The sequence below is a fragment of the Leminorella grimontii genome (assembly GCF_039789245.1).
Taxonomy (GTDB): Bacteria; Pseudomonadota; Gammaproteobacteria; order Enterobacterales; family Enterobacteriaceae; genus Leminorella; species Leminorella grimontii.
On the sequence record NZ_CP146357.1, the window covers coordinates 3,913,655 to 3,935,136 of the forward strand.

Annotated in this window: 13 protein-coding genes and 1 pseudogene; 10 read left to right on the forward strand and 4 right to left on the reverse strand. The window is 57.0% G+C overall.

All coding sequences use genetic code 11. The features are described from left to right. Positions 1-39 precede the first annotated feature (39 nt). The 3 genes and pseudogenes from V8L73_RS17965 to V8L73_RS17975 all read right to left on the reverse strand — a co-directional run bounded on the left by V8L73_RS17965 (position 40) and on the right by V8L73_RS17975 (position 11,838). Positions 40-10,026: an autotransporter outer membrane beta-barrel domain-containing protein gene (locus tag V8L73_RS17965; protein WP_347253636.1), complete on the reverse strand. Its 9,987-nt coding sequence runs from the start codon at positions 10,024-10,026 to the stop codon at positions 40-42. Between the two features lie 342 nt (positions 10,027-10,368). Next, positions 10,369-10,513 (reverse strand): annotated as a pseudogene (locus V8L73_RS19930) (IS1/IS1595 family N-terminal zinc-binding domain-containing protein); the annotation flags it as partial. A gap of 752 nt (positions 10,514-11,265) precedes the next feature. After that, complete coding sequence (locus tag V8L73_RS17975; RefSeq protein WP_036024105.1) at positions 11,266-11,838, reverse strand: helix-turn-helix domain-containing protein; 573 nt, start codon at positions 11,836-11,838, stop codon at positions 11,266-11,268. 49 nt (positions 11,839-11,887) lie between these two features. Between V8L73_RS17975 and V8L73_RS17980 the strand changes: the two genes are divergently transcribed. The 10 genes from V8L73_RS17980 (at position 11,888) to V8L73_RS18025 (ending at position 19,807) form a co-directional block, all read left to right on the forward strand. Continuing rightward, entirely contained in the window at positions 11,888-12,406 is a 519-nt protein-coding gene (locus V8L73_RS17980; RefSeq protein ID WP_347253637.1) for an N-acetyltransferase family protein, read from the forward strand. Further along, positions 12,403-12,849: a DMT family transporter gene (locus V8L73_RS17985; protein WP_027275077.1), complete on the forward strand. Its 447-nt coding sequence runs from the start codon at positions 12,403-12,405 to the stop codon at positions 12,847-12,849. Before V8L73_RS17980 ends, V8L73_RS17985 begins: the two co-directional genes overlap by 4 nt. Before the next feature lie 77 nt (positions 12,850-12,926). Next, complete coding sequence (locus tag V8L73_RS17990; protein ID WP_347253638.1) at positions 12,927-13,745, forward strand: helix-turn-helix domain-containing protein; 819 nt, start codon at positions 12,927-12,929, stop codon at positions 13,743-13,745. A gap of 62 nt (positions 13,746-13,807) precedes the next feature. After that, entirely contained in the window at positions 13,808-14,116 is a 309-nt protein-coding gene (locus V8L73_RS17995; RefSeq protein WP_027275079.1) for a DUF6506 family protein, read from the forward strand. Between the two features lie 388 nt (positions 14,117-14,504). After that, complete coding sequence (locus V8L73_RS18000) at positions 14,505-15,473, forward strand: 2-keto-3-deoxygluconate permease (protein WP_261832181.1); 969 nt, start codon at positions 14,505-14,507, stop codon at positions 15,471-15,473. 60 nt (positions 15,474-15,533) lie between these two features. Beyond that, complete coding sequence (locus V8L73_RS18005) at positions 15,534-16,775, forward strand: four-carbon acid sugar kinase family protein (RefSeq protein ID WP_347253639.1); 1,242 nt, start codon at positions 15,534-15,536, stop codon at positions 16,773-16,775. Between the two features lie 58 nt (positions 16,776-16,833). After that, on the forward strand, positions 16,834-17,847 hold the full coding sequence (pdxA, locus tag V8L73_RS18010; RefSeq protein WP_347253640.1) for a 4-hydroxythreonine-4-phosphate dehydrogenase PdxA: 1,014 nt from the start codon (positions 16,834-16,836) through the stop codon (positions 17,845-17,847). A 98-nt stretch (positions 17,848-17,945) separates the two neighbouring features. Next, positions 17,946-18,701, forward strand: coding sequence for a DeoR/GlpR family DNA-binding transcription regulator (locus V8L73_RS18015; protein ID WP_347253641.1), 756 nt, complete (start codon positions 17,946-17,948; stop codon positions 18,699-18,701). A 94-nt stretch (positions 18,702-18,795) separates the two neighbouring features. Then, positions 18,796-19,215 carry a helix-turn-helix domain-containing protein gene (locus tag V8L73_RS18020; RefSeq protein ID WP_347253642.1) on the forward strand — a complete coding sequence of 140 codons (420 nt, stop codon included), beginning with the start codon at positions 18,796-18,798 and terminating at the stop codon, positions 19,213-19,215. A gap of 88 nt (positions 19,216-19,303) precedes the next feature. Next, positions 19,304-19,807 carry a PIN domain-containing protein gene (locus tag V8L73_RS18025; protein WP_347253643.1) on the forward strand — a complete coding sequence of 168 codons (504 nt, stop codon included), beginning with the start codon at positions 19,304-19,306 and terminating at the stop codon, positions 19,805-19,807. 86 nt (positions 19,808-19,893) lie between these two features. On the opposite strand, the gene dcuC is transcribed toward V8L73_RS18025, so the two are convergent. Continuing rightward, entirely contained in the window at positions 19,894-21,264 is a 1,371-nt protein-coding gene (gene dcuC / locus V8L73_RS18030) for a C4-dicarboxylate transporter DcuC (RefSeq protein ID WP_261832159.1), read from the reverse strand. Positions 21,265-21,482 lie beyond the last annotated feature (218 nt).

Here is a 21,482-nt window from a genome sequence, read left to right on the forward strand (position 1 = left end):
GCCCCGCCTTCCCTCTCTACTTATCACATTGCCGATAACCTAGAACCGGTACTTAACCCCCAGCATCACCGCCGTATCGCTGTAGCCCTTGTCGCCCAGCTGCTGCGCCACGTTGGTCCACAGGTTCAGATTGCGGTTCAGCTGCCCCTCGGCCCCCAGCTTCAGCTCGCCCACGTTACGGCTGCCCGCCTGGCTTACCGTCACCCCGTCCATCGTCGCGCCCGCCTGCTCGCTGTTGTACAGCCAGTTCGCTTCGGCATAGACGGTGAACAGCTTCTCCTTGCCCTTGTCGACATCGCTCACGCCGTCTCGCGACACCTTCAAGCCCAGCCGCGTCTGCACGTTGTTATCCCCGCTCGACGTTACCCTGGTGCCGTTAGCTTCACGCACCGTGTCCGCCGTTATCCCGCTCCAGGTCACCTGCCCCTGCGGCGTCAGGTAAACCCGTCCGTTGGCGCTCTCGTAGACCGGCATCCGGTAGCCCGCCTCTATAGAGGCGCTGAAGCCGTCCATGTCGTACGACTCGCTCGCCACCTGCTGGCCACTCACCTCCGCATCCAGCCAGCTGTACTGCACCCAGCTGTCCACGTACGCGCCGTTTAGCGTTACCGCGTCCTGATACCAGGTGCCGTAAAGGCCGGTGCTGTAGCCCTTCACCGAGCTGTCCGCCCGATAGCCGGTCTTCTGTGAATCCGTTTTGCTCTTGGCATAGCCGTAGCCCAGCATCACCCCCAGCCCGGCGCGGCCGGTGTCGGAGGTATTGGCGCCAAAGAACTCGCCGCCGCCCTGTATCACGTAGCTGTTGGTCGAGGTATTCAACTGTCCGCTGTTGTCGTGATAGCTCTGGCGACTGCCCGCCTGGCGCAGCCACAGGCTGGAGTTCTCCGCTCTGCCCTCACGGTCCGCCAGCCGCAGCGTAAACAGCCGGTTGGCCGCCGCCATGTTGGCCATGTAGCCCCCTGCCTCCGGGCGGTAGATGGACGGATCCGGATCCGGTGAGTACAGCGACGAACGCAGGTACCAGTCGCCGTCGTCCGGCGAGGTTACGCCCCCCTGATACAGGAAGTATTCGTAGGCTCCGGCTATTGCGCGGCCGCTCAGCGCAAAGGTTCCGTTAGATGCCCCCTGCACCTCGATAAGCTTGATGCCGTTCTCAGTCTGTTCCCCTTCTCCCCGGGCGCTGACCACCGATACTTTGCTGGAACCGCTGGTATTGCCGGTAATCATCAATTTGTCGGTGGAAGAGCTGTCTCCCGCCAGATCGGTATTGAATATTACCGTGCCGCCGTTGCCTACATAGTCGCCGTCAATGGTGAACGTACCCTGACCCGCGCCGGTCAGCGCGTGGCCCATAACCAGATTACCCGCGTTGGTCACGTTGCCCGTCACCGTGCCGTAGCCGCCCAACGCGCCATACTGACCGATGGTAACGTGACTCTGAAGGTTGGCGACGGTTGCCGCGGCGTTGCCCAGCTGCAGCACGCCATTTTCTACAGACGTCAACCCGGCCTGAACGTTGTCTCCATCAATAATGACCGTTCCTGTACCGCGCTTGACCACCGTTCCGCTGCCGCTTACCGCATTGGTCAACGTCCACAGGCTGTCAGTTTCCAGTACAAAGGAACCCGCGTTATTCACCGTGCCGTCACCCAGATTGGCGGCAGCGGTAGCCGTTAGCGTAGTCCCCGCCGTAGTAGTGAAGTTACCGTCGAAGTTCTGGCTGTTGCCGCCCAAATACACGTCAGCGGCATTGGTCAGTAGAACTTCTCCGCCGCCGTTGAGGTTGTTGAACAGCGTGCCGCTGGCCGTATCCAGATTAAGCTGGCCTGCCAGACTGATGTCGCCCAACCCCAGCCCCTGCGGTTTGGTCAGCCTTGCCGTCGCGCCGCTTTGGATATCGGTGGCCGCCGTCAGGCTGCCGTTATTTTGAGTGACGCTTAACGTTCCGCCGGTCAGAGTCAGCTGGCCGCCGCCCGTCAGAGTACCCGCTGCCATACCGCCGTTGCTTACGGTCAGCTCGCCCGCGTTAAGGTTAAGCACAGAGCCGGTAGTGGAATTAAGCTGCCCCACCGTCTGCGCGTTGCCGTTGAGGTCCACGCCCGCGCCGCTCTGCATATTCAGGCTCGACGTCTGGCCAAAGCCGTTGTCGGTAATCAGCACCACCGTACCGCCGTTAACGTCGGTAGCTCCTTGGTAGTCGCTGGCCGCGTTGCCGATGCGCACTGTACCCGTGGCGTTGACGGTAAAGCCGCCGTCACCGGTAAGCTTCGCGCCAAGCTTGTTATCCGTTGCTCCTGCGTTGCTCAAGATCACCGACTGTCCGGCAAAGGCATCCAGCTGAGTCAAACCGTAGCCCAGATACAGCCCGTCGCTCCTCACCGCACCAAAGTAGTTGTAATGAGCGTTGCCCGCTGTAATACCGTTTTGTACCAGCCCCACCACCGTGTCCGGCGCTACCGGCGTTCCGTCTGTCTGGGTCAGCGCCAGCTGCGTACCGTCACCGTTGACCGTAGTCGCCGCCACGATTTGGTCACGTACCTCATCGTCTTGGTCAAACAGCGATGTACCGGTCACGGGCAGAGGATTTGGCAGATTGGCCGGAGTGGTGACGGCAAGCGTGCCGCCGCCGGTTACGTCAAGGCTGTCGACCGTCAGATGCCCCTCTGGACGATGATCACTGCTGCTGTAGTCGACTTCCAGTTGGCCTCCGTCCATCACCAGCCCGCCGATGGCGTGGGAACCGTCAAGCTTCATGCTGCCAAGCTTGCTGCCCGAACCGTTGAGTTGCAGCGTCGCCAACCCCATCGCGGCATCCGCGTTAGCGTCCAGCACAAAGCGGCCGTCGTCCATCGCCACCGTCCCGCTGAAGTTGCCGCCTGAAGCGCTGGCATTGAAAGTAAAGTCATTCGTACCGCTACCCAAATCGACCTTCAGGATGCCGCCGCCCGTAAGTTCGCGGGTAAAGTCCAGATCGGAGGCTGCGGTCTTAAGCACCGATAAGGTACCGCTTGCTCCCAGATTCACCGTACCGGTACCGCTCGCCAAATTATCCATTTCAGCGATTTGCAGAGTACCGCTATTCACGTTGACGTTCGCCGTATTGGCGCTGTTGTCGCCATTCCAAATCAGGGTGCCATCGCCCGCTTTAGTGATGGCGCTGGCGCCGTTGCCCAGGTCGTCCCAACCGTTCATGGTGGCCGCTACGCCGCCGTCAACAATAACGCTGCCGCTTTGATTCAGCGTTACGTTACGCGCGCTGGTCAGGTCTGCCGTGATTTGCAGATTGCCGCCGTTAAGCACCGTCAGGTTGGTGGCGGAGCCGTCGCCCAAATTGGCATCGGCAGAGATAGCCACCGTGCCAGCCTGAATGTCGGTTTTGCCGGAGTAAACGTTGGTTCCATTCAGCGTTAGCGTGTCCGCGTTTTGTTTAACCAGGTCGCCGGTCCCGCTGACGATAGCGTTCAGCGTCATCGAAAGCGCGTTATCGACAACAAGTTGATTAGCGTTTTGAATGCCGCTGGCCCCGCCGAGGTGTTTGGTTTCGCTGACCGTCAGCGTGGAGGCCGCATCGATATCCATGATGCCGCTAAAGCCGCCGTTGTTGCCGCTCAGGCGCACGTCGCTGCCGCTGTGGCTGTTCAGCGCGCCGCTACCGCTGAGCGCATTGGCAAAAGTACCGTCGGCGTTATCCAGCGTCACGTCGCCGTTAGCTACCACGCTACCTGCGCCTAAAGACTGTACGTCCTTAAGCAGCGCCTCGGCTCCGACATCCACCGTCGTCGTTGCGCTCAGGCCGGTATTGGCGTTAGTCACCGCAAGCGTTCCGCCTGCGACAGTCAGGTTGCCGCTGCCGGTTAAGGTACCGGACGACGCGCCGCCGTTAGTCAAGGTCAGGCTGCCGCCGCTAAAGTTCAGGGTTGAACCAGCAGTGCCGGTTAACGCGCCGATGGTCTGGGTCTTACCGCTCAGATTAACGGTGGTGGCCGCCGCCAGCGCAAGCTCGGACGTCTGCCCCAGCGCGTTGTCAGTGCCTACTATCAACGTACCGCTCTGAACGTCCGTCTTACCGGTGTAGCCGTTGTCGAGATTGCTTAGGGTCAGCGCGTCTGCGCCGTTACCCGCGATAATCCCCAGGTCGCCGCTGCCGGTTACCTTGGCCGACAGCGTTTTTTCGTTACTGGCAGCCGTATCGATAACCAACTGGCTGCTGCCGGTGGTCAATAGTTCAAGACGCGTCAGGCCGTAGCCCACGTACAGGCCGTTGGCCGTCCCGCCATTATCTTTGGTAGTCAGGCGGTAGTCGTAGTAGGCGTCCGCCGCATGTACGCCGTTCTGTAACAGGTCAGTTGCCGTGGCGTTGGTGATAGCGCTGCCGCTCTCGTCAACCAGCTGGAGGTTGCCCCCTTCGCCGGTGACGGACGTTGCTGAAGCCAGCTGCACCAGCGTCTCGACCTGCTGGTCCAGTAGCCCTTTGGTCTGATTTGGGATGGCCGGCGCGGCGTTGTCAAAGCTGCTGTGGTTAATCATCACCTTACCGACGCCGCTGGCGTCAAGTGACGTCGCCGCAATGCGGTTAGCCGCAACCGACGCGTTTGGAATATTCACGCCGAAGTCCACCGTACCGCCGCTAAAGGTCAGCCCGCCAATGGTCTGTACTCCGCTGCCCACGGTGGTGGTGTTATTGCCCATCACCGACAGGATGGCTTTGGTCAACGCCGTGGCGTTAAGGCCCGACAGCGCAAAGTCATCGCTGTTCATCTGCACCGTGCCCGCAAACTGCGCGCCGACGTTGGCGCCGAAGTCAAAGACGGTGCCTGACTGCACGTCAACGACACCAGTCCCGCTCAGAGCATGATTGAGGGTATAGGTAGACGCCGGGTTCAGCACCAGTGAAGACGCCCCGTCAATGGCAATCTGCCCCGAGGACGTGGCGGTATCGCCCATCTGAATAAGCTGGTTGGTGGTAAAAGCTGCGCCATTCGCCAGATTCAACCGGTCAAAGTGCTGAACGTCTGCCGTATTGGCCAGCGTATAGTCCGCGCCGTCGAAGGTCAGGCTGTCAGCATTGCCGCCCGTACCCGCATCCAGGGTGTCGAAGGTGGCGCCGTCTTTCACCGTGACGTGATGCTCGCCGCCTGCCGCACCGACAAAGCCGTTGAGGTGAGCATTATCAGACAGCGTGACGATATTTTTACCTGCCCCTGCGGCAATCGAACCGTTAACGACCGCCGTGTCTGTCAGGGTCAGTACGTTATCACCGTCGCCGAACGTCACGTCGTTCATCGTCGTCGCGCCCGAGGCGTTGACGGTGTTGTCGCCGTGACCAAGCGCGATATCGCTAAGCACCGCCGTCGCCAGCGTCAGCAGGCTGTTGCCGTTTCCTGCAGCCACGCCTCCGGCAGTGGTGTCACTAAGGGTTATCGTATTATCCCCGTCACCCAGCAGGCTATCCCCCAATGTCGCGCCGCCGCTGGCGGTCAGCGTGTTGTCACCGTTGCCCAGCGTTAAATTACCCAAGCGTGAGCCTCCGCTCACCGTCACAAGGTGGTTGGCCGTGCCGCTCATCGTCAGGTCGCCCAGCGTAGAGGCCTCTTTCACTTCAACCGTGTTAACCTGATTGCCCGCCAGAACCACGTCACCGGCATGCGTCGAACCGCCAGTCGCCTTCAGCACGTTGGCGCCGCCGCTGGCAAGAATATTCCCGTCAATCGAGCCGCCGCTCAGGTTAAGGGCGTTATTACCGCTGGTGAAGTCCAGCTTACCTACGATGGTACCGGTGTTGGTGAAGGTTTTATTGCCGGAATTGCTCATCGCGATAGCTGCAATGGATGACGACGATGCCTGAATGGTGCCGCTGTTGCTGATAGTGGACGCATCATGCACATTTAGCACGTTGCCGGAGCTGACCGTCGACTGCGATACCAGGTTGCCCGAGTTAGACACCGCCTTCGCGCCGCTCACGTCTATTGCCGAACCGCCCGCCGCACTAAGTACATTAACGCTCGCGCCGGTGTTCACCTCGCGGTCGTTACCGTCCAACGTCGCCTTCACGCCGATACCGCTGCCGCTCACGTTAATGGTCAAATTCGCTGAATCAGAGAAGTCCAAGTTAGCGGCTACCGCGCTGCCGTTCTCGTTCAGGTACAGGATGCCCGTGCCGTTGGTGACGTCAATCGTGCCGGAGTTAGTCCTCGCTAACGACGCGCCGGTCTTGATGCCAATACCCGTCCCCCCCACTTTAATGTGGGTGTTGTCCAACGATATTCCTTCTATCCCCGCCACGTTGTGAATGCCGATACCGCTGGCCGAGGCGTCGCTCATATCGATAATCGTGTTGGCGACGTTCAGGCTTAGCGCGCCGGTATCGAGCAAAATGCCGTCCGCAGTGCCCTTAGCTACGATTGTACCGCTGCCGGACACCGCGCTCAGATTTAGCCCAGCGCCCGCGTCCACGTGAATCGCCGCCACGCCGTTTACCGCCTCGATAGTGCCGGAATTGCTGATGGTGCTGTCAGCGCCTTTGATATGAATGGCCGTGCCGCTGGCCTGAATGTCTCCGGTGTTGACCACGTGGCCGTTATCCAGATCTATCGCAGTATGGCCGCCGCCCTGAGACAGGTTGATATTGCCCTGATTGTTGATGGTACCGCCGTCCTGCGCCAGGAAGGCGGTTGAACCGGAACTGCCGGTAAGCGAGGTTACGGTGGCATGGTTCTCTACCGTACTGCCCGCTCCTGTCGCTTTACCCACCACCGCATTGTCGCCGCTGACGCTAAACGCCGCGCCGGCGGCTATCACTGCCTGTCCAGCGTTCTCCGCCAGCACGCCAGTGGCATTGGTGCCAATGGTTAATTGACTGCCGCCGGCAAGCGTAGCCAATGAACCCGTACCGCTGACTCGAATGCCTGACGTCACCTTGTCGCTGCCGGTTTTGCCGGTAAGCTTCAGATTCAGGTCGCCGTTCATCGTCGCTCCATCGGTGACGTAAAACAGCGTCGCTCCGTCGCCGCTTACTTGGGTTTGAGTACCGCCCGCCAGGGTCTCTATTGCGGAACCTGCGCCGTCTATCCAGAAAGCAACCTGATCGGATTTAGCGCTGTCGAAGTTGACCGCCACTCCGTCATTGAGGGTAACCTTACTCCCCTGAGAGGCGTGAACGCCGACCGTCCCGGCCCCGTTGAGGCTAACCGCCGCCGCGTTGACGCCGTCGCCAATGGTCACTTTCACCTGGCCGCCGCTGGCCATGACGCCGGTAGCCCGGGTCGCGTCGTTCGCACCGTCCCAGTCGCCGTTAAGGATAATGTTGCCCGTTGAGCTCAGGCGGGTTGCCAACGTCGCGGCTGAAGCTGACAGACCAACGCTTCCCGCACCGCCTAGAGTGATATTGCCGCTGTTAGCGCCAACCGCCCCTTCTTCGACCTGAATACCGGTGGCTCCCGTTCCGCTGAAGGTAATGTTGCCAGAGTTGGTAAGCGTCGCCAGATTACGAGCGATATAGCCCACCACGCCGTCAAGGGACGAGCTAAGATCCGCACCGGCAGTCAGCTTAGTAGATTGCTTTTCAGCGTCAGTCATCACCCGCTCAGCGCCGGTCAGGTCATAGCCCTGCCCGTCGGCAATCCCTGCTATCGCCCCAACGCCAGACAGATTAATGGTGGCCGTTGAGCCAATAGTCCCCGTAGCGCCGCCTTCCACCAGAAAGCCCGTCGCATTTTTACCGTTGACGTTAACCGTCATGCCGCCGGAATCCACCGTCGTACCGTTACCGGTAGCGACAATTACGGTCGAGCCCTCCCCCGAAGCGGACATCGTAGAGGTAGCCGCCGCCGAACCGGTAAACGACGCCCCGCCGTCAAGACGCATCAAAGTAGAGTTATTGGTGGTAACGTCCTGAGTACCGGAACTGGTGTTGGTGATTTTGGAGCCCGTGCCGTAAACGTAATAGCCAATCTGATTCTCACCGTCGGCAAAGGTCACCTGGCCGTTGCCGGACAGACCGATCGAGCCTTGGTTACGGGCGTGAACGCCAATCGCGCCATTGCCTTTTAAATTGACAGTGCCCGAGATGTCGACCAGCGAGTTCGCCCCTTCAGACCAAGCCCCGTAGTTACGCAGGCCGGTGGACGGATCGGCGCCGCCGGTGATATTAATCTGGCCGGTTGAGCTTACCTGCCCTCCGCTTAATGTCTTGATGCCAATGGCATTGATGCCCTGAATATCAATCAGGCCCGTATTTTTGAGTCCTTTAGCGTTGCTCTGCGCCTGAATGCCGACGTTTTCTTTAGGAATAAACTGCCCGCCGCCGCCATCGCCCAAGAGAGTGATGGCGCCACTGTTAGTCACATCCAGCGAACCGCCGCTCACCGCAAGAATGCCAAACGCGCCTTCGGCCATCGAACCTAAAACAATTTCACCCTGGTTATCAACTGTCCCTATCGTACCGCCATTAACGCGAATGGCGGTGGAACTATTAGCAGCATAAACGTCGCTGCCGTCTTTAGCTCTGCCGATATACATCACGCCGTTAGCGCCGTTGGTAAAGCTGCCCTGATTGTCAATTCGCGCACCGTATACGTAGCCCAGAACCGCATTGCCCTTATTACCGGCGGTAATGCCAATATTCATCGTGCCGTTATTGACGGCCCGCCCCCCGTTAAGCGTGGAGATCCCCATTGCGCCACCATTTGACGTTGCGCTCCAGAAAGCTGGGGACACGTTCAATATGCCGCTATTGGTAAACAGGCTGTCCGCACCAGATACATAAACGCCAAATCCAGACACTCCACTGTTGGGAGTCCCCGTCGTCAACGTACCGTTATTGAGAAAATGAGAGCCCGATAAAACGGTAGCCGTATAGTGAGTCGTTTCGATTTCGCCATCATTAATGCCCGTCGCGCCGTTGAGCAACCTGAACACGCCTGCGTTAATGACGCCAACGCCCGGCCCGCGAATATCGCCGCTAATTTTGCCGGTTTCGGACAGGCGCACCGTCGCCTTGTCACCGTTGGCCATAAATACCGTCACTACGTTGGCGGGAAGGGTGAGTATCGGATCCACACCGGCTGGCACTTTATTGATCGTATAGTTGGTGGCGACGGTAGTGTAAGCCTTCGACAGCTCGACATCATATTGATTCGCAGCAAGCGCACCGGACTGCACTTTAGCCGTCAACCAGTCGTTGTAGGTTTTAAGATCGCCAAGGGAGTTCACGGCGACGGAGCTGCCGTCAAAAGCAGAAAAACTTCCCTTATAGGTCGTTTTTCTCGCTACCGCAGTTTGAGTTTGGGCTGACGACGCGGAATAGTCGGGTTCAGTAGAAAAAGAGACCGAGTTTTTTGAGTTCCAAGTCGCTTCCGCTGACTGGTTGGTCGACGTACTATCGACGTAAACTAACTGGGTATCCCTGTGTGCGCCGATAAAGTTTACCCCATCGGCATAAATATCGGCCGCCCCTGACGTGACGGTGGCAAACCGGGTTTGGTAGTAGACGTCCACCGGGCCGGTTTTAGCCATGCCAAAACCGCCGTTGGAATAGCCGCTTTCAAATTCCTTAAAAGCCGTGGCGTCATAAACCGAGACGACTTTAGAAGAATTAGTAATAGGATCGATAACCGTAATATTCTTGCTTTTAGAACCTAAATTAACCTGGATTTCGCCAGCGGGAAGCGGTGCCGCGTTTATATATCCGGCGGCAATCATCTGATTTATCGTACTAAAGGTGATATAGCTGCCCGATGCAGAAGAGTAGGAAGAAGGCCCGTTTACGCGATAGCTCTGCCCGTCCGAGATAGTCACCGATCCCGCGCCGTAATTATTGGTCGAAAACGACCAGTTGCTGTCCAGATCGCAAACCATTGTGACGGAGTTACAGCTGCTGGCCTGTGCTGCTGAAACCAACGACAGTCCCAGAGCTACTGCGGCCAACGTTTTGTTGGCAGCGCGCTTGATTTTTCCCCGACCCAGCTCGGAGGTGACCACCCACTGCATTAGCGTACTGTTCCAGATGATGCGGTATATTTTATTCATTTTTAGTGTCCATCTACGGTATTGATTCAAACATCAAAAGGTGTGCGAACTCCCTGCCTGGCCGTCCGCCTTTAATTCGTCGCTCAGAGACGTACAAAGCCCCATAGCCCACTATGGAGTCGGCGTCAGACTAAGTTGGGGATAAGAAAAGAGTTGTTAATGATGTAAATTCCTTTTATTGCGGCTCCTCTTATTGGCGCCAATCCTTGAATTAAGGGGTATGAATAAGCTGCTCCTGATGCAGGAAGCGCTTTACCGTCTCGGCGTTGACTTTTACGCCTAGGCTTATTTCAAAGACGGATTCCCCGGTAAGGTAGCGGGATATAATTTCCTGCCGGAGTTCGGGCTGATAAGCCTGATATATGTATTTGGACTGAAAAGTCCGCTGACAATTTTCACAGCGATAGCGTTGCAAACCGCTTTTTCCTCGCCCGTGCTTACACACTCGGTCGTTTTTTCCGCAGTATTTACACTCCGGCGCCGCCATTAATCTGTATGCATTCCTTGCCATATATCACCCTAACAATACGATGGACGTACTTTTTCCTACGTGATAAAAAATGACAAACAGGCCGAACAGCAACTCATATAAATGAGTTAGCCGCCGAAATATACACGTATTAAAACTCCATTTGTGCATACTAAAACCCGCAAAAAACGGAGGTAGAAGGAAAGACAATAAGGATAGTCTCACCCTCACCAAGCAACATAATAGATCGATTTAACCTGATCAAACAACCTTTTAAGACTGAAAATATCAATTAAACAATATAAACAAAATTAAATATTGTTTATATCAAAAAATGAATAGAAAAGATCGAGGATAATATAAAAACAAGGCATTAACGTTACATATATCCACAATAACAAAAACAACAACCCATTTAGATTTTAGGAAATCAGATAACACTTCAGAAAACCCGACCGTAATACGTGAAGGCCACTTTATTTATAAGAAAAAGCACAGGATATAGAATTCATTAATAAAAAGTATCTGAGCATAAAGAAAGGCGTTGATAGTAGTGATGAACGCTTTGAGTTATACGACAACCTAGGCATGCCGCACGGCAGATGAGCTAGAAAGGCAATTAATTCTTACCATATAGCTACTTTGCTCCATTCCTGGCGCCCGCCCAGGCAAGAGATGCCCCCCTCTCCTAATCCCGGCAGGAAGAAACGGCGTTCGAAAGCGTTATATCGTTATAAATGGCGCAACGAATGGAAGCAAGACAATGAAAATCAGACGACAGCAGCCTTTTGCCCATTAAACCGCACTACCAGATAAACGCAGACGTCCTTGCTCTCATTTTTAAACGCACAGTCGTTCGGCGGGCCAAGTTCAAGGCAGTCCCCAGCGCCCATTTCATGCCGCGCATCCCCTTCGATAAACACCAGCTCTCCACGCTGCACCCAGATAAGGTGGTGAGAGTTTAGGTAAGCGGAGGCGGGCATAGGGATATCTGTTCCCGGCGGAAGCTCGATTTCAACCATATCCAGAGGAAATTCCGACAGAGGTGAAACGTGGCGACGCAGGTAGCCGCTTTGAGGATCGCACCAGACGGGCTGGTGCTCACGGGGCAACAACCTGCCTTCGCGTATTTCAGCGCGGGCAATCAGCGTAGACATGCTGATGCCGAACGCGCCGGACAGGCGGCCCAGCAGCGTAGCCGTAGGGCTGCTCTCCCCCCGTTCGATTTTATACACCATCGCACGAGACACGCCGGCGCGCTGAGCCAGTTCGGCAAGCGACCAACCGCGGGCTTCTCGCTCGATTTTGATTCTTGCACAGATTTGTTGATTTAGATTGTCCATTATATTAATAATGGCATATCACTATAGTGGAAATCAAAGAGTAAAAAATATGCTTATCCGTGATGCAAAGGAACAGGACTGCGCGGACATCGCCAACATCTATAATCACGCGGTGCTGAACACAACGGCCATATGGAACGACAGCGTAGTTGATGCGCCCAATCGTATTGCCTGGATGCAGCAAAGACAGAACGCAGGCTATCCGGTTATCGTCGCAGAACAAGACGGACGCGTCGTAGGCTTTGCCTCTTTCGGCGACTGGCGCGCCTTTGACGGCTATCGCTATACGATAGAACACTCCGTATACGTTCACCCGGATCATCACGGAAAAGGCATTGGAAAAACGCTGATGGCCCGCCTGATAGAGATCGCCCGTAGCCTCGGCAAGCACGCGATGGTTGCAGGCATTGAGTCCGAAAACGCCGCGTCGCTGTATCTGCATCGTCAGTTAGGATTTATCGAAACGGCGCGCATGCCGGAAGTCGGCGCAAAGTTCGGCCGCTGGCTGGATTTAACCTTTATGCTGCTGCGGCTTGATGAACGCGACGGCCCGGAGCCCGCTAAATGAATCAGGGACTCGTCATCGCCCTCGCCATCGCCGCCGGCATTGGATTGGTTTTTCAAAACTGGCTGATGGTGCGCATCACGCTCTCATCGTCCACCGTTTTGGTCGCTATGTTTTTAAACGCGCTGGTCGGCATTACGCTTATTTCCACGCTGCTTATCGGCAAAGAGGGCGCGTCCGGCTTTAAGGCCGTCTTCATGAACCTCCACTGGTGGATGCTTATTCCCGGCCTCCTCGGCGCGTTTTTCGTCTTCGCCAGCATCAGCGGCTACCGCTATCTGGGCGCCGCCGCGACCATCAGCCTGCTGGTCGCCAGCCAGCTCGTCGGCGGGCTGGTGATGGACATCGTTAGAAGCGACGAAGTTGACCTTTCTCGCCTTGCTGCCCCGATTGCCGGCGCCGTTTTACTGGTGATAGGAACCTGGCTGGTCGCTCAAGGGCGGTGAACGGCGCGCCGCTTTCAGTCGCGCGCTAAATATGCTACTTATGGCTGAAATGGAATAAAGAAGACAGCAGACCACGGATGAAGCTCACCGAACTCTATCCCTCCCCCTTGCTTCGCGGCTATATCAGCCGCTACTGGTCGTGGCAGGAAGAAGCCAACCTGCCGCCGCTGCTGCCGGGCTGCGGCGGGGAGATGTTTTTCTATCAGCGGCCCGTAGAAATCACGCGTCCGGGTAGCAAAGAAAGCGAGCGTAAAACCAGCGCGCTGCTGTTGCCCAGAGACGCCGCCTTTCGCTTCCACGCCCACGCCCCCATAAGCTTTATCGCCGTCCGCTTTCGCACCGGCGCGCTGCGCCACTTTTGCCCTTTGGCCGAAACCGAACTGATTGACGTCAGCCTTAGCCCGCCAGAGGTTTGGGGGAAAAGCGCCGCCGAGTTGGAACAGAGGCTTTGGGAAACGCCTCGCGTAGACGATAAGGTTAAAATGATTGAGCGCTTTCTGCTTCGCCAGCTGACGCTAAACAGAAAAGAGCGCCATGTCTGGCTGGATGAAGCCGCTCGCCGAATGTATTACCAGTGTAACCACATAACCCAGCGCGATCTCGTTGAGCTTTCAGGCTTTGGCGAACGCTATTTCCAAAAAACGTTTAAAAACCACTTTGGCGTAGCGCCAAGGCACTTTCAGCGCATCATCCGCGTAGAACAGCTCACCCGCCACCTGCTGCTACACCGACAAAAGGACTATCTGAGCGCAGCGCTGGAATACGGCTATTACGACCAGTCTCATTTCATTAAAGACTTCCGCTTCTTTATTGGCGATACGCCCTCCCGCTTTCTTCAGGAAAGCAACTTCCGTTCGCATTTTTACAATACTCCTTCACGCCAAAACGTAAGCTGAACGACGTCAGAGGCGCATTGCGCCCGACGATTAACGTTAAGTTCAAACAATAAGGAGTCACTATGTCGCTTAAAGCCGCTTTTCTATTTTTAAGCCCGGAAGGGAACGCCAGCATTCACCGCAGCGAAGTCAGCACCGACAGCGTGAGCGTCACCACCTGTGCGGTAAACGACTACCGTGCGGCCTGCGAGCTGGCTAAGAAACTGGTCAATGACGAAGGCATCGTCGCTATCGAACTCTGCGGCGGGTTCGGCACTGAAGGCGTAGCCGAAGTAAAACGGGCGGTTGACGGTAAAGCCGCCGTCGGCGTCGTTCGCTTTGACGCTCATCCCGGCCTTCAATACCAGAGCGGAGATAGCCTGTTTAAATAGCCTCATATCATTTACCGTGGCGCAGCCCGATTTTCTGGTGGATGCGCCACGTTTTGAGATCGCTGACCGAACGACGTACCGCGCATCCCCCCAATGCAGACCAATCGACTTCGTTAATCAAAATGCGCAAAAAAGCGCTATGGCTAAATCTGGGCGCTATCTTTTCCACAGGGCTTATTTTTTATCAAAAAAGACCAATACCACTTAAATTCTTACTAATCGTAGACTTAAGTCTTATTTATAAAATTGCGCATGATGCAATTTTTTGCGTAGATCACGCATTTGAACAATTTATTTGCGCACTTTTATAAAAAAAACTAGAGTCATGCTCAAAGAACGCACTCAATGCGCTCAAACCACGCAACTCAAGGAGATATAAATGGCCCAAATCCGCATTAAACGCGCCATAGAAGCCGTACCGGGAGGCATGATGGTCGTCCCGCTTTTCGCCGGAGCGTTCATTTCAACTTTCTTCCCCCAGACGGCAACCTACTTCGGTTCCTTCACCGGGGCTCTGTTCAACGGCTCGTTAAGCATTCTCGCCGTCTTCTACGTGTGTATGGGCGCAAGCATCGACATTAAAGCGACTCCTTACATTCTAAAGAAAGGTGGAACGCTATTTGGCGTGAAGATCGGTACCGCGGCCATTATCGGTATCGTGTTAGGCCAATTCCTCGGCGAAGCGCCGATCGACAGCGGCCTGTTCTACGGCCTGTCGACGCTGGCAGTCGTCGCCGCGCTGAACGACACCAACGGCGGCCTGTATATGGCGCTGATGGGCCAGTACGGCAAGCCGCGCGACATCGGCGCCTACTCCATCATGTGTCTGGAGTCCGGCCCGTTCCTGACCATGGTCACGCTCGGCCTGGCCGGCCTTTCCGCCTTCCCGTGGCAAACGATGGTTGGCGCTATTCTGCCGCTCGTATTCGGTATGCTTATCGGTAACCTCGACCGTGAAATGCGCGACTTCCTTAAGGTTGCCAGCCCGGTCATGATCCCGTTCTTCGCACTGTCTCTGGGCTTTGGCCTCGATCTGACCAAGATCTGGCAGGCGGGCCTGATGGGCGTCCTGCTGGGCGTGGGCGTCGTTGTCGTCACCGGCTTTACTCTGTTTATCGGCGATCGCCTGACTGGCGGAACGGGGGTAGCCGGGCTTGCCGCGGCCTCGACGGCGGGTAACGCGGCGGCCGTACCGGCGATAGTCGCCGCCTCGAACCCGGCCTATGCGGAAGCCGCCAAGCACGCAACGGCGCTGGTAGCCGCCTGTGTGGTAGTGACGGCTATTCTTACGCCGCTGGTTACCGCGTGGGGTGCGAAGAAATTCGGTGCGCCGAAGGATCTGCCGGATCCGGAATAAGTACTACGACACGATAATAAGATGATATAGACACACAGCGCGTGATTTAGGAGAAACGCTATGCAATCTAACTGGTTCATTGCCGCCGACGACCTGACCGGCGCCGCCGACTGCGCAATCGCCTTCACCAAGGTGGGAACGCCCGCAGCGGTCTGTTGGGGAGAAGGTAACTCAAGCGCGCCCGTCGTGTCGGCCAATATAGAAAGCCGGGCCCTGACGGCGGCGCAAGCCGCTTCGGCCCACCGGGAAGCGCTTGAGCGCTTCTGGTCACCCAATACGCTGCTTTACAAAAAGGTTGACTCAACCCTGCGCGGCCAGCCGGCCGCCGAACTGGTAGCTACCGTCGATTTTCTTAAAGAAAAAGGCGCTGGCGCGTTCGTTATCGTCACGCCCGCCTTCCCCGGTACCGGGCGCACCACCGAAGGCGGCGCCGTGCTGGTTCAGGGGCAGCCGCTGGAGTCTACCCCGCTATGGGCGCGGGATCATACTTACGAAAGCGCCCACATCCCGACAATTTTAACCGAGGCGGGCCTGCCCGCCGAGGCCGTTTCTCTCGCCTGCGTGCGCCAAGGCGCGCAGGAACTGGGTCGTCTCATTGATGAAGCCCGAAGCAAGGGCCTGGCGGCGCTGGTATGCGACGCCGCCAGCGAAGACGATCTGGATATTATCGCCGCGGCGACTTTGCCGCGCGCACAGCACCTGTTTTGGGTCGGTTCAGGCGGCCTCGCCGCCGCGCTCGCCCGGCAGGAAAACAAGGCCACGCATAGCCTTTCTTTAAACTTGCAGGCAAAACGAGGCGGCGTGCTGATCGCCGTCGGCAGCCTGGCCGAAGCCTCGCGCGCCTCAGCGCAACGTCTGGTTGAGTCCGGTAAAGTGCGCCATGCGCTTATCGGCCCGGACGTCATTTTGGCAGACGACAAATCCCGGCTTGACGCGGTAACCGCCTCGGTACTGGCCGACCTCGCCAGCGGGCAGGACGTGCTGGTTGAGGTCGCGCTGACCGAATCGCCCGACCTCACTTTAGGCACTCGCCTGATGGACAGCCTGGCCGCCTCGCTGCGCCCGGCGGCCGACGTTGTCGGCGGGCTTATCGCCACCGGCGGCGACACTGCGGTCGCCCTGCTGAACCACTTTGGCGTCAACGGACTCGATCTTATCGAAGAAGTGGAAAGCGGCATCCCGCTCGGCCTGTCGATTGGGCAGGTCCGCACGCCGGTCGTTACTAAGGCAGGCGCATTCGGCGGCGAGAACACGCTGCCCCGCTGCCTTGAGCGCATTCATGCGTTGAGCGAGCGCCAGTAAAGAGCAAGTTTTGGTAAAATTATGCCCAGTTTCATATTGTTAAAAGGAAACGTTTAATATGCCTAACGCATCAACATTAAGTCCCGTTATTGCCGTCACTATGGGAGACGCAGCCGGTATTGGCCCTGAAATTATCGTGAAGAGCTTAAGCCATCGCTCTGTTTACGAAACGGCCCGGCCGCTGGTAATTGGCGACGCAAAAAGGCTTCAGGAAGCGGCAAAGCTGCTTAAGTCCGACCTCGTCATTAACAGCCTGAAAACGCCGGAAGGCGCGGCTTTCACCTTTGGCACCATCGACTGTATTGATTTGGACATTATCCCCGCCGGGCTGCCGTTTGGTCAGGTTTCCAAAGAGGCCGGCGAGGGATCCTATCGCTTCATCGAGAAGGCCGTCGAGCTGGTAAAAGCCGGTCAGGCGCAGGCCATCTGCACCGCGCCGCTGAGTAAGGAAGCGATGTACCTCGCCGGGCACAAGTTCCCCGGCCATACCGAGACGCTGGCCTACCTTACCGGTACGCCGGAAGTATCGATGATGCTGAGCGCGCCGAACCTGCGCGTGGTGCACGTCACCACCCACATCGGCCTGATTGACGCCATCGCCAAAATCGAACCGGGTCTGGTAGAACGCACCATCGGGCGCGCCCACGAAACGCTTATCCGCGCCGGCATCGAAAACCCGCGCATCGGCGTTTGCGCCATTAACCCGCACGCGGGCGAAAACGGCCTGTTCGGCTACGGCGAAGAAGAGACCAAAATCATTCCTGCCATTACCGCCTGCAAGGCCAAGGGCTGGAACGTGGAAGGCCCGCTACCCGCGGATACCCTGTTCTTCAGGGCCACGCGCGGCGACTTCGACGTGGTGATCGCCATGTACCACGACCAAGGCCACGGCCCGATCAAGGTGATGGGCATCGCCGACGGCGTCAACATCACTATCGGCCTACCGGTGATTCGTACCTCGGTCGACCACGGCACCGCCTTCGACATCGCTGGCAAAGGCATCGCTGACGAAGCCAGCCTGATGGAAGCCCTGCGTCAGGCCGTTATGCTTGCGCCGAAGGGAAGGGCTTAACCTACTGAACGGAGCTCAAATTCTTCCTTCGTCACAGACAATGGCGCTATTTTCTGCCAAAATAGCGCCTAATTAAGCAAAGGGAGGTTTAGGCTACCATGCGCCAAAGCAGAGAACGCCGAGAACAAATTCTGATAGCCCTCGCCGAGGGCGAAGCCGACGTCGACGTGCTGGCGGAACGCTTCGGCGTTTCTCCCTCCACCGTGCGGCGCGATCTGCAGCGCCTTTCCAAAGAAAAAGCGGTTATGCGCACCTACGGCGGCGCCATTCTTGCCCCCATTGGGGTTGAAGAAACCCTGGCGGAGCGCGAAGTGCGCAACATCGAAGCCAAGCAGGCCATCGCACGCGCCGCCGCATCCTACATTCAGGACGAAGAAACCATTATTCTCGACGGCGGATCGACGGTTACCGCTCTCGCTCAACTACTGCGGGAACGAACCCTTCGCGTCATTACCAACAATATGAAAGTCGCCTGGCTGCTGGCCGACGCGCCCGGCATTTCCCTTATTCTGCTCGGCGGCACCATCCGTCCTATCAGCATGACCAGCTACGGCCCTCTGGCGGAAGAAGCGATGCGCACCCTCACCGCCGCTCGCCTGTTCACCAGCGCCGACGGCGTGGTGGCCGACCGGGGCCTATGCGAAGCGACGCTCGAACAGGCCTCTCTCAAGCGCCTGATGATGCGTCAGGCGGCGGAAACCTTCATTCTGGCCGACAGCACCAAGCTTGGCGCCGCCTCCCAGTCCGCCTGGGCGCCGTTCCCGGCAAGGTGGCATCTGATTACCGATAAGTCCGCACCTGACGAAGCCACCGAGCCGTTTGTCGACGCGGGGGGAAAGGTAACGCGGGCGTAGAACAGAAGCCCCTGAAATTTCGTTTATTTCGAATATTGTTATTTTCGTTTATTTCGATTATTCTCTTGAAAACGACGAACAGAGGATAATCGCTATGGCGACAACGTTACCCCATCTTAGCCTTCCCGATCCCCACGAAATTGAGCTGGCCCAGCGGGGAAAACGGGAACTTATCGCGCATCTTTCTACGAAACTGGAAACTCAGCGGATTTCAATTCTGGACGCGGATAGCAAAACCCACACTATCGAGTTGCCAACCAGCGCGCTGACGATGTTAATAGACATCCTTGGAGAGCTGGCAGCCGGCAACGCCGTGCAGATCGTACCGGTTCACGCGGAGCTGACGACGCAGGAAGCCGCCAACATGCTCAACGTTTCGCGCCCTCACATGGTGAAACTGTTGGAAGAAGGCAAGCTGCCGTTTCACAAAACCGGGCGACATCGCAGGGTGCTGTTTGCAGACCTGATGGCCTATAAGAAAGCGCGCGAAGGTGAGGTTGGGTGGACCCAATAAGCCGTGAGCAACGCGGCAATGCGAAAAAAGAGCCCCAGCCCGAAGGGACGCGTGCGTGCTGTATCCCGCGAGGTTAAGGGATTTACTGATGCACTTAGGGATCGTGGGTTTATATCAACCGAAATGGAGCGATCGCATTCAGGATGAATGGCGAACCAACCTGCTGGAGAAACGGCCTGACATCGCGCCTGAAGCACTCAGGCGCACCGTTAGCCTGATGAACCACGCCCTGCCGGACGCGAACGTCACGCGCTATGAACCGTTGATAAAAGGGTTAACGCTTCCCGATGAAGACGATAGGCACGTGCTGGCGGCGGCGATACGCGCCAAGGCTGAAGTGATTGTAACGTTCAACCAAAAAGACTTTCCGCATCACTCACTGGCGCCGTTTAACGTCGAAGCCCTCCACCCGGATGAGTTTATCTCCGATCTGTTCGACCTCAATCGCGGCTTAACGCTTGAAGCCGTGAGACGGCAGCGCCATTCGCTCAAGCATCCGCCAATGGCTGCGGACGTTTTTTTGGATATGCTGTTAAAACAGGGTTTATCGATGACGGTTAACGCATTAAAGGCGTTCGTTCACGCCTTCTAATGCTTTTTACATCTTACAAACACATCGCCCGGCAAACTGCACGTTCACCGGGCGACGCGTTAATTTCGTCAGAAAATGTTCCTGCGTCAAAACACCAGGAAGTTCACCACAAACATCGTCACGATGCCGCCCAGCGCGGGGATCAGCGTTCGTTTTACGATGGCGAACGGCGAACATTCACCGGCCTTGCTGACCGCAATGATGATGCCCGCCACCGGAGAGATAGAGCGCCCCATCCCCGCCATCAGCTGCATCGGCAGGATCATACTGACCGCGCTGGCGCCGAACTTGGTCGCAATGGATGGCGCAAGGCCCGCGAAGGAGAAAAAGGCCGCGACGCCTGAGCCCGTCAGCACCGCCGTGATGCCCACCAGCAGCGTCATCACGATGGTCATGCTGGTAAAGCCGAAGCCCGCGTTCTGCACCGACTCAAGCAGATAGTCGATGGCGCCGATGGTTTGCATCCCTTGCGCATAGATATCGGCGCAGACCAGCAGGGAAACGATGCTGGTGAACATGCCGCCCATGCCTTTGAAAAACACCTGAACGCCCTTGCAGCAGGCGAGGAGGTCGCGTTTGACGATAAGCTCGCACACAAACGCCGTCAGCGTGCCGATAATCATCGCGGTCACGACGTCAATCTTGATGGTGTTGATAACCAGCGGGCTGAACACCAGCACCAGAATCACCGGGAAGACGGGCAGCAGCGCGTAGAAGGTCGGCGCCTGCTCTTCCTTCGGGGCGTTCGCGTCAACCGCGTCTTGAATAACGACGACGTGCCCCTCTTTTTTATCGTAGTACTTGGCGGTAAAGAAAATCAGCACCGACACCACAACCATAACCGCCACGGCAACCGGCATCTGATAGTGCGCAAAATAAACCGCCGCTTCCATCCCCGCATGCTTGGCCGCCAGGTTCGCGGTGCCCACCGCCGGGCCGAGGTCCATAAACGCACACAGGCCGATCATGGCCGCCGCCGCCGCTTTGCTCACGCCTAAGCGAACCAGCACCGGGAAGAAGGTCACCAACAGCAGCATCGCAAGCCCGGCCGCGCTGGAGATCGCCACGTGCAGCATCTGCGCACAAATGTAGCCGAGCGCCAGAATCAGGTACGGTGCCTTAATTACCTGCAAAGGGCGAATGCAGACGTTAACCATCGCGTTCGAGGCCTTAATGTGGTCCATGTAGCTGGCAAAGCCGCCCGCCGCCATGATGATAAGACCGATGCCCGCGATCTGGGTCGTCAGCGAGCCTTTGGCAAAGGCGAAGATATCCAGCCAGACGGAGCCCGTCGACGCCGCCTTGCCGTACAGAATGCTTTTTTCCGGATAAAAAATGGCGGTAATAGTCAGCAGCAAAAGCCCCGCCAGCAGCAGCACGGTCTGCGGCTGATAATTTTTGATAATCAACCATGCGGCAACGATCGTAATCACTATCGCGACGATGAGTGCGGTCATGTGGTGTGTCCTTCTGTTTGTTTTTCCGGGTGGAAAGAACTACGATGAGATCGCTTCGCGCCTAAGTAAATCGTGCGTATGACGTTCTTTGGTTATTGCGCGGATCCTTTACGGAGCCATAGTAGGAGTGGGGGATCTTCAGCTAAATGAGAAACTCTTTTTCTCACAATAAAATGTGCGCGGGATCGCAGTTCGACAGAGCGTCATGGATACAGCTC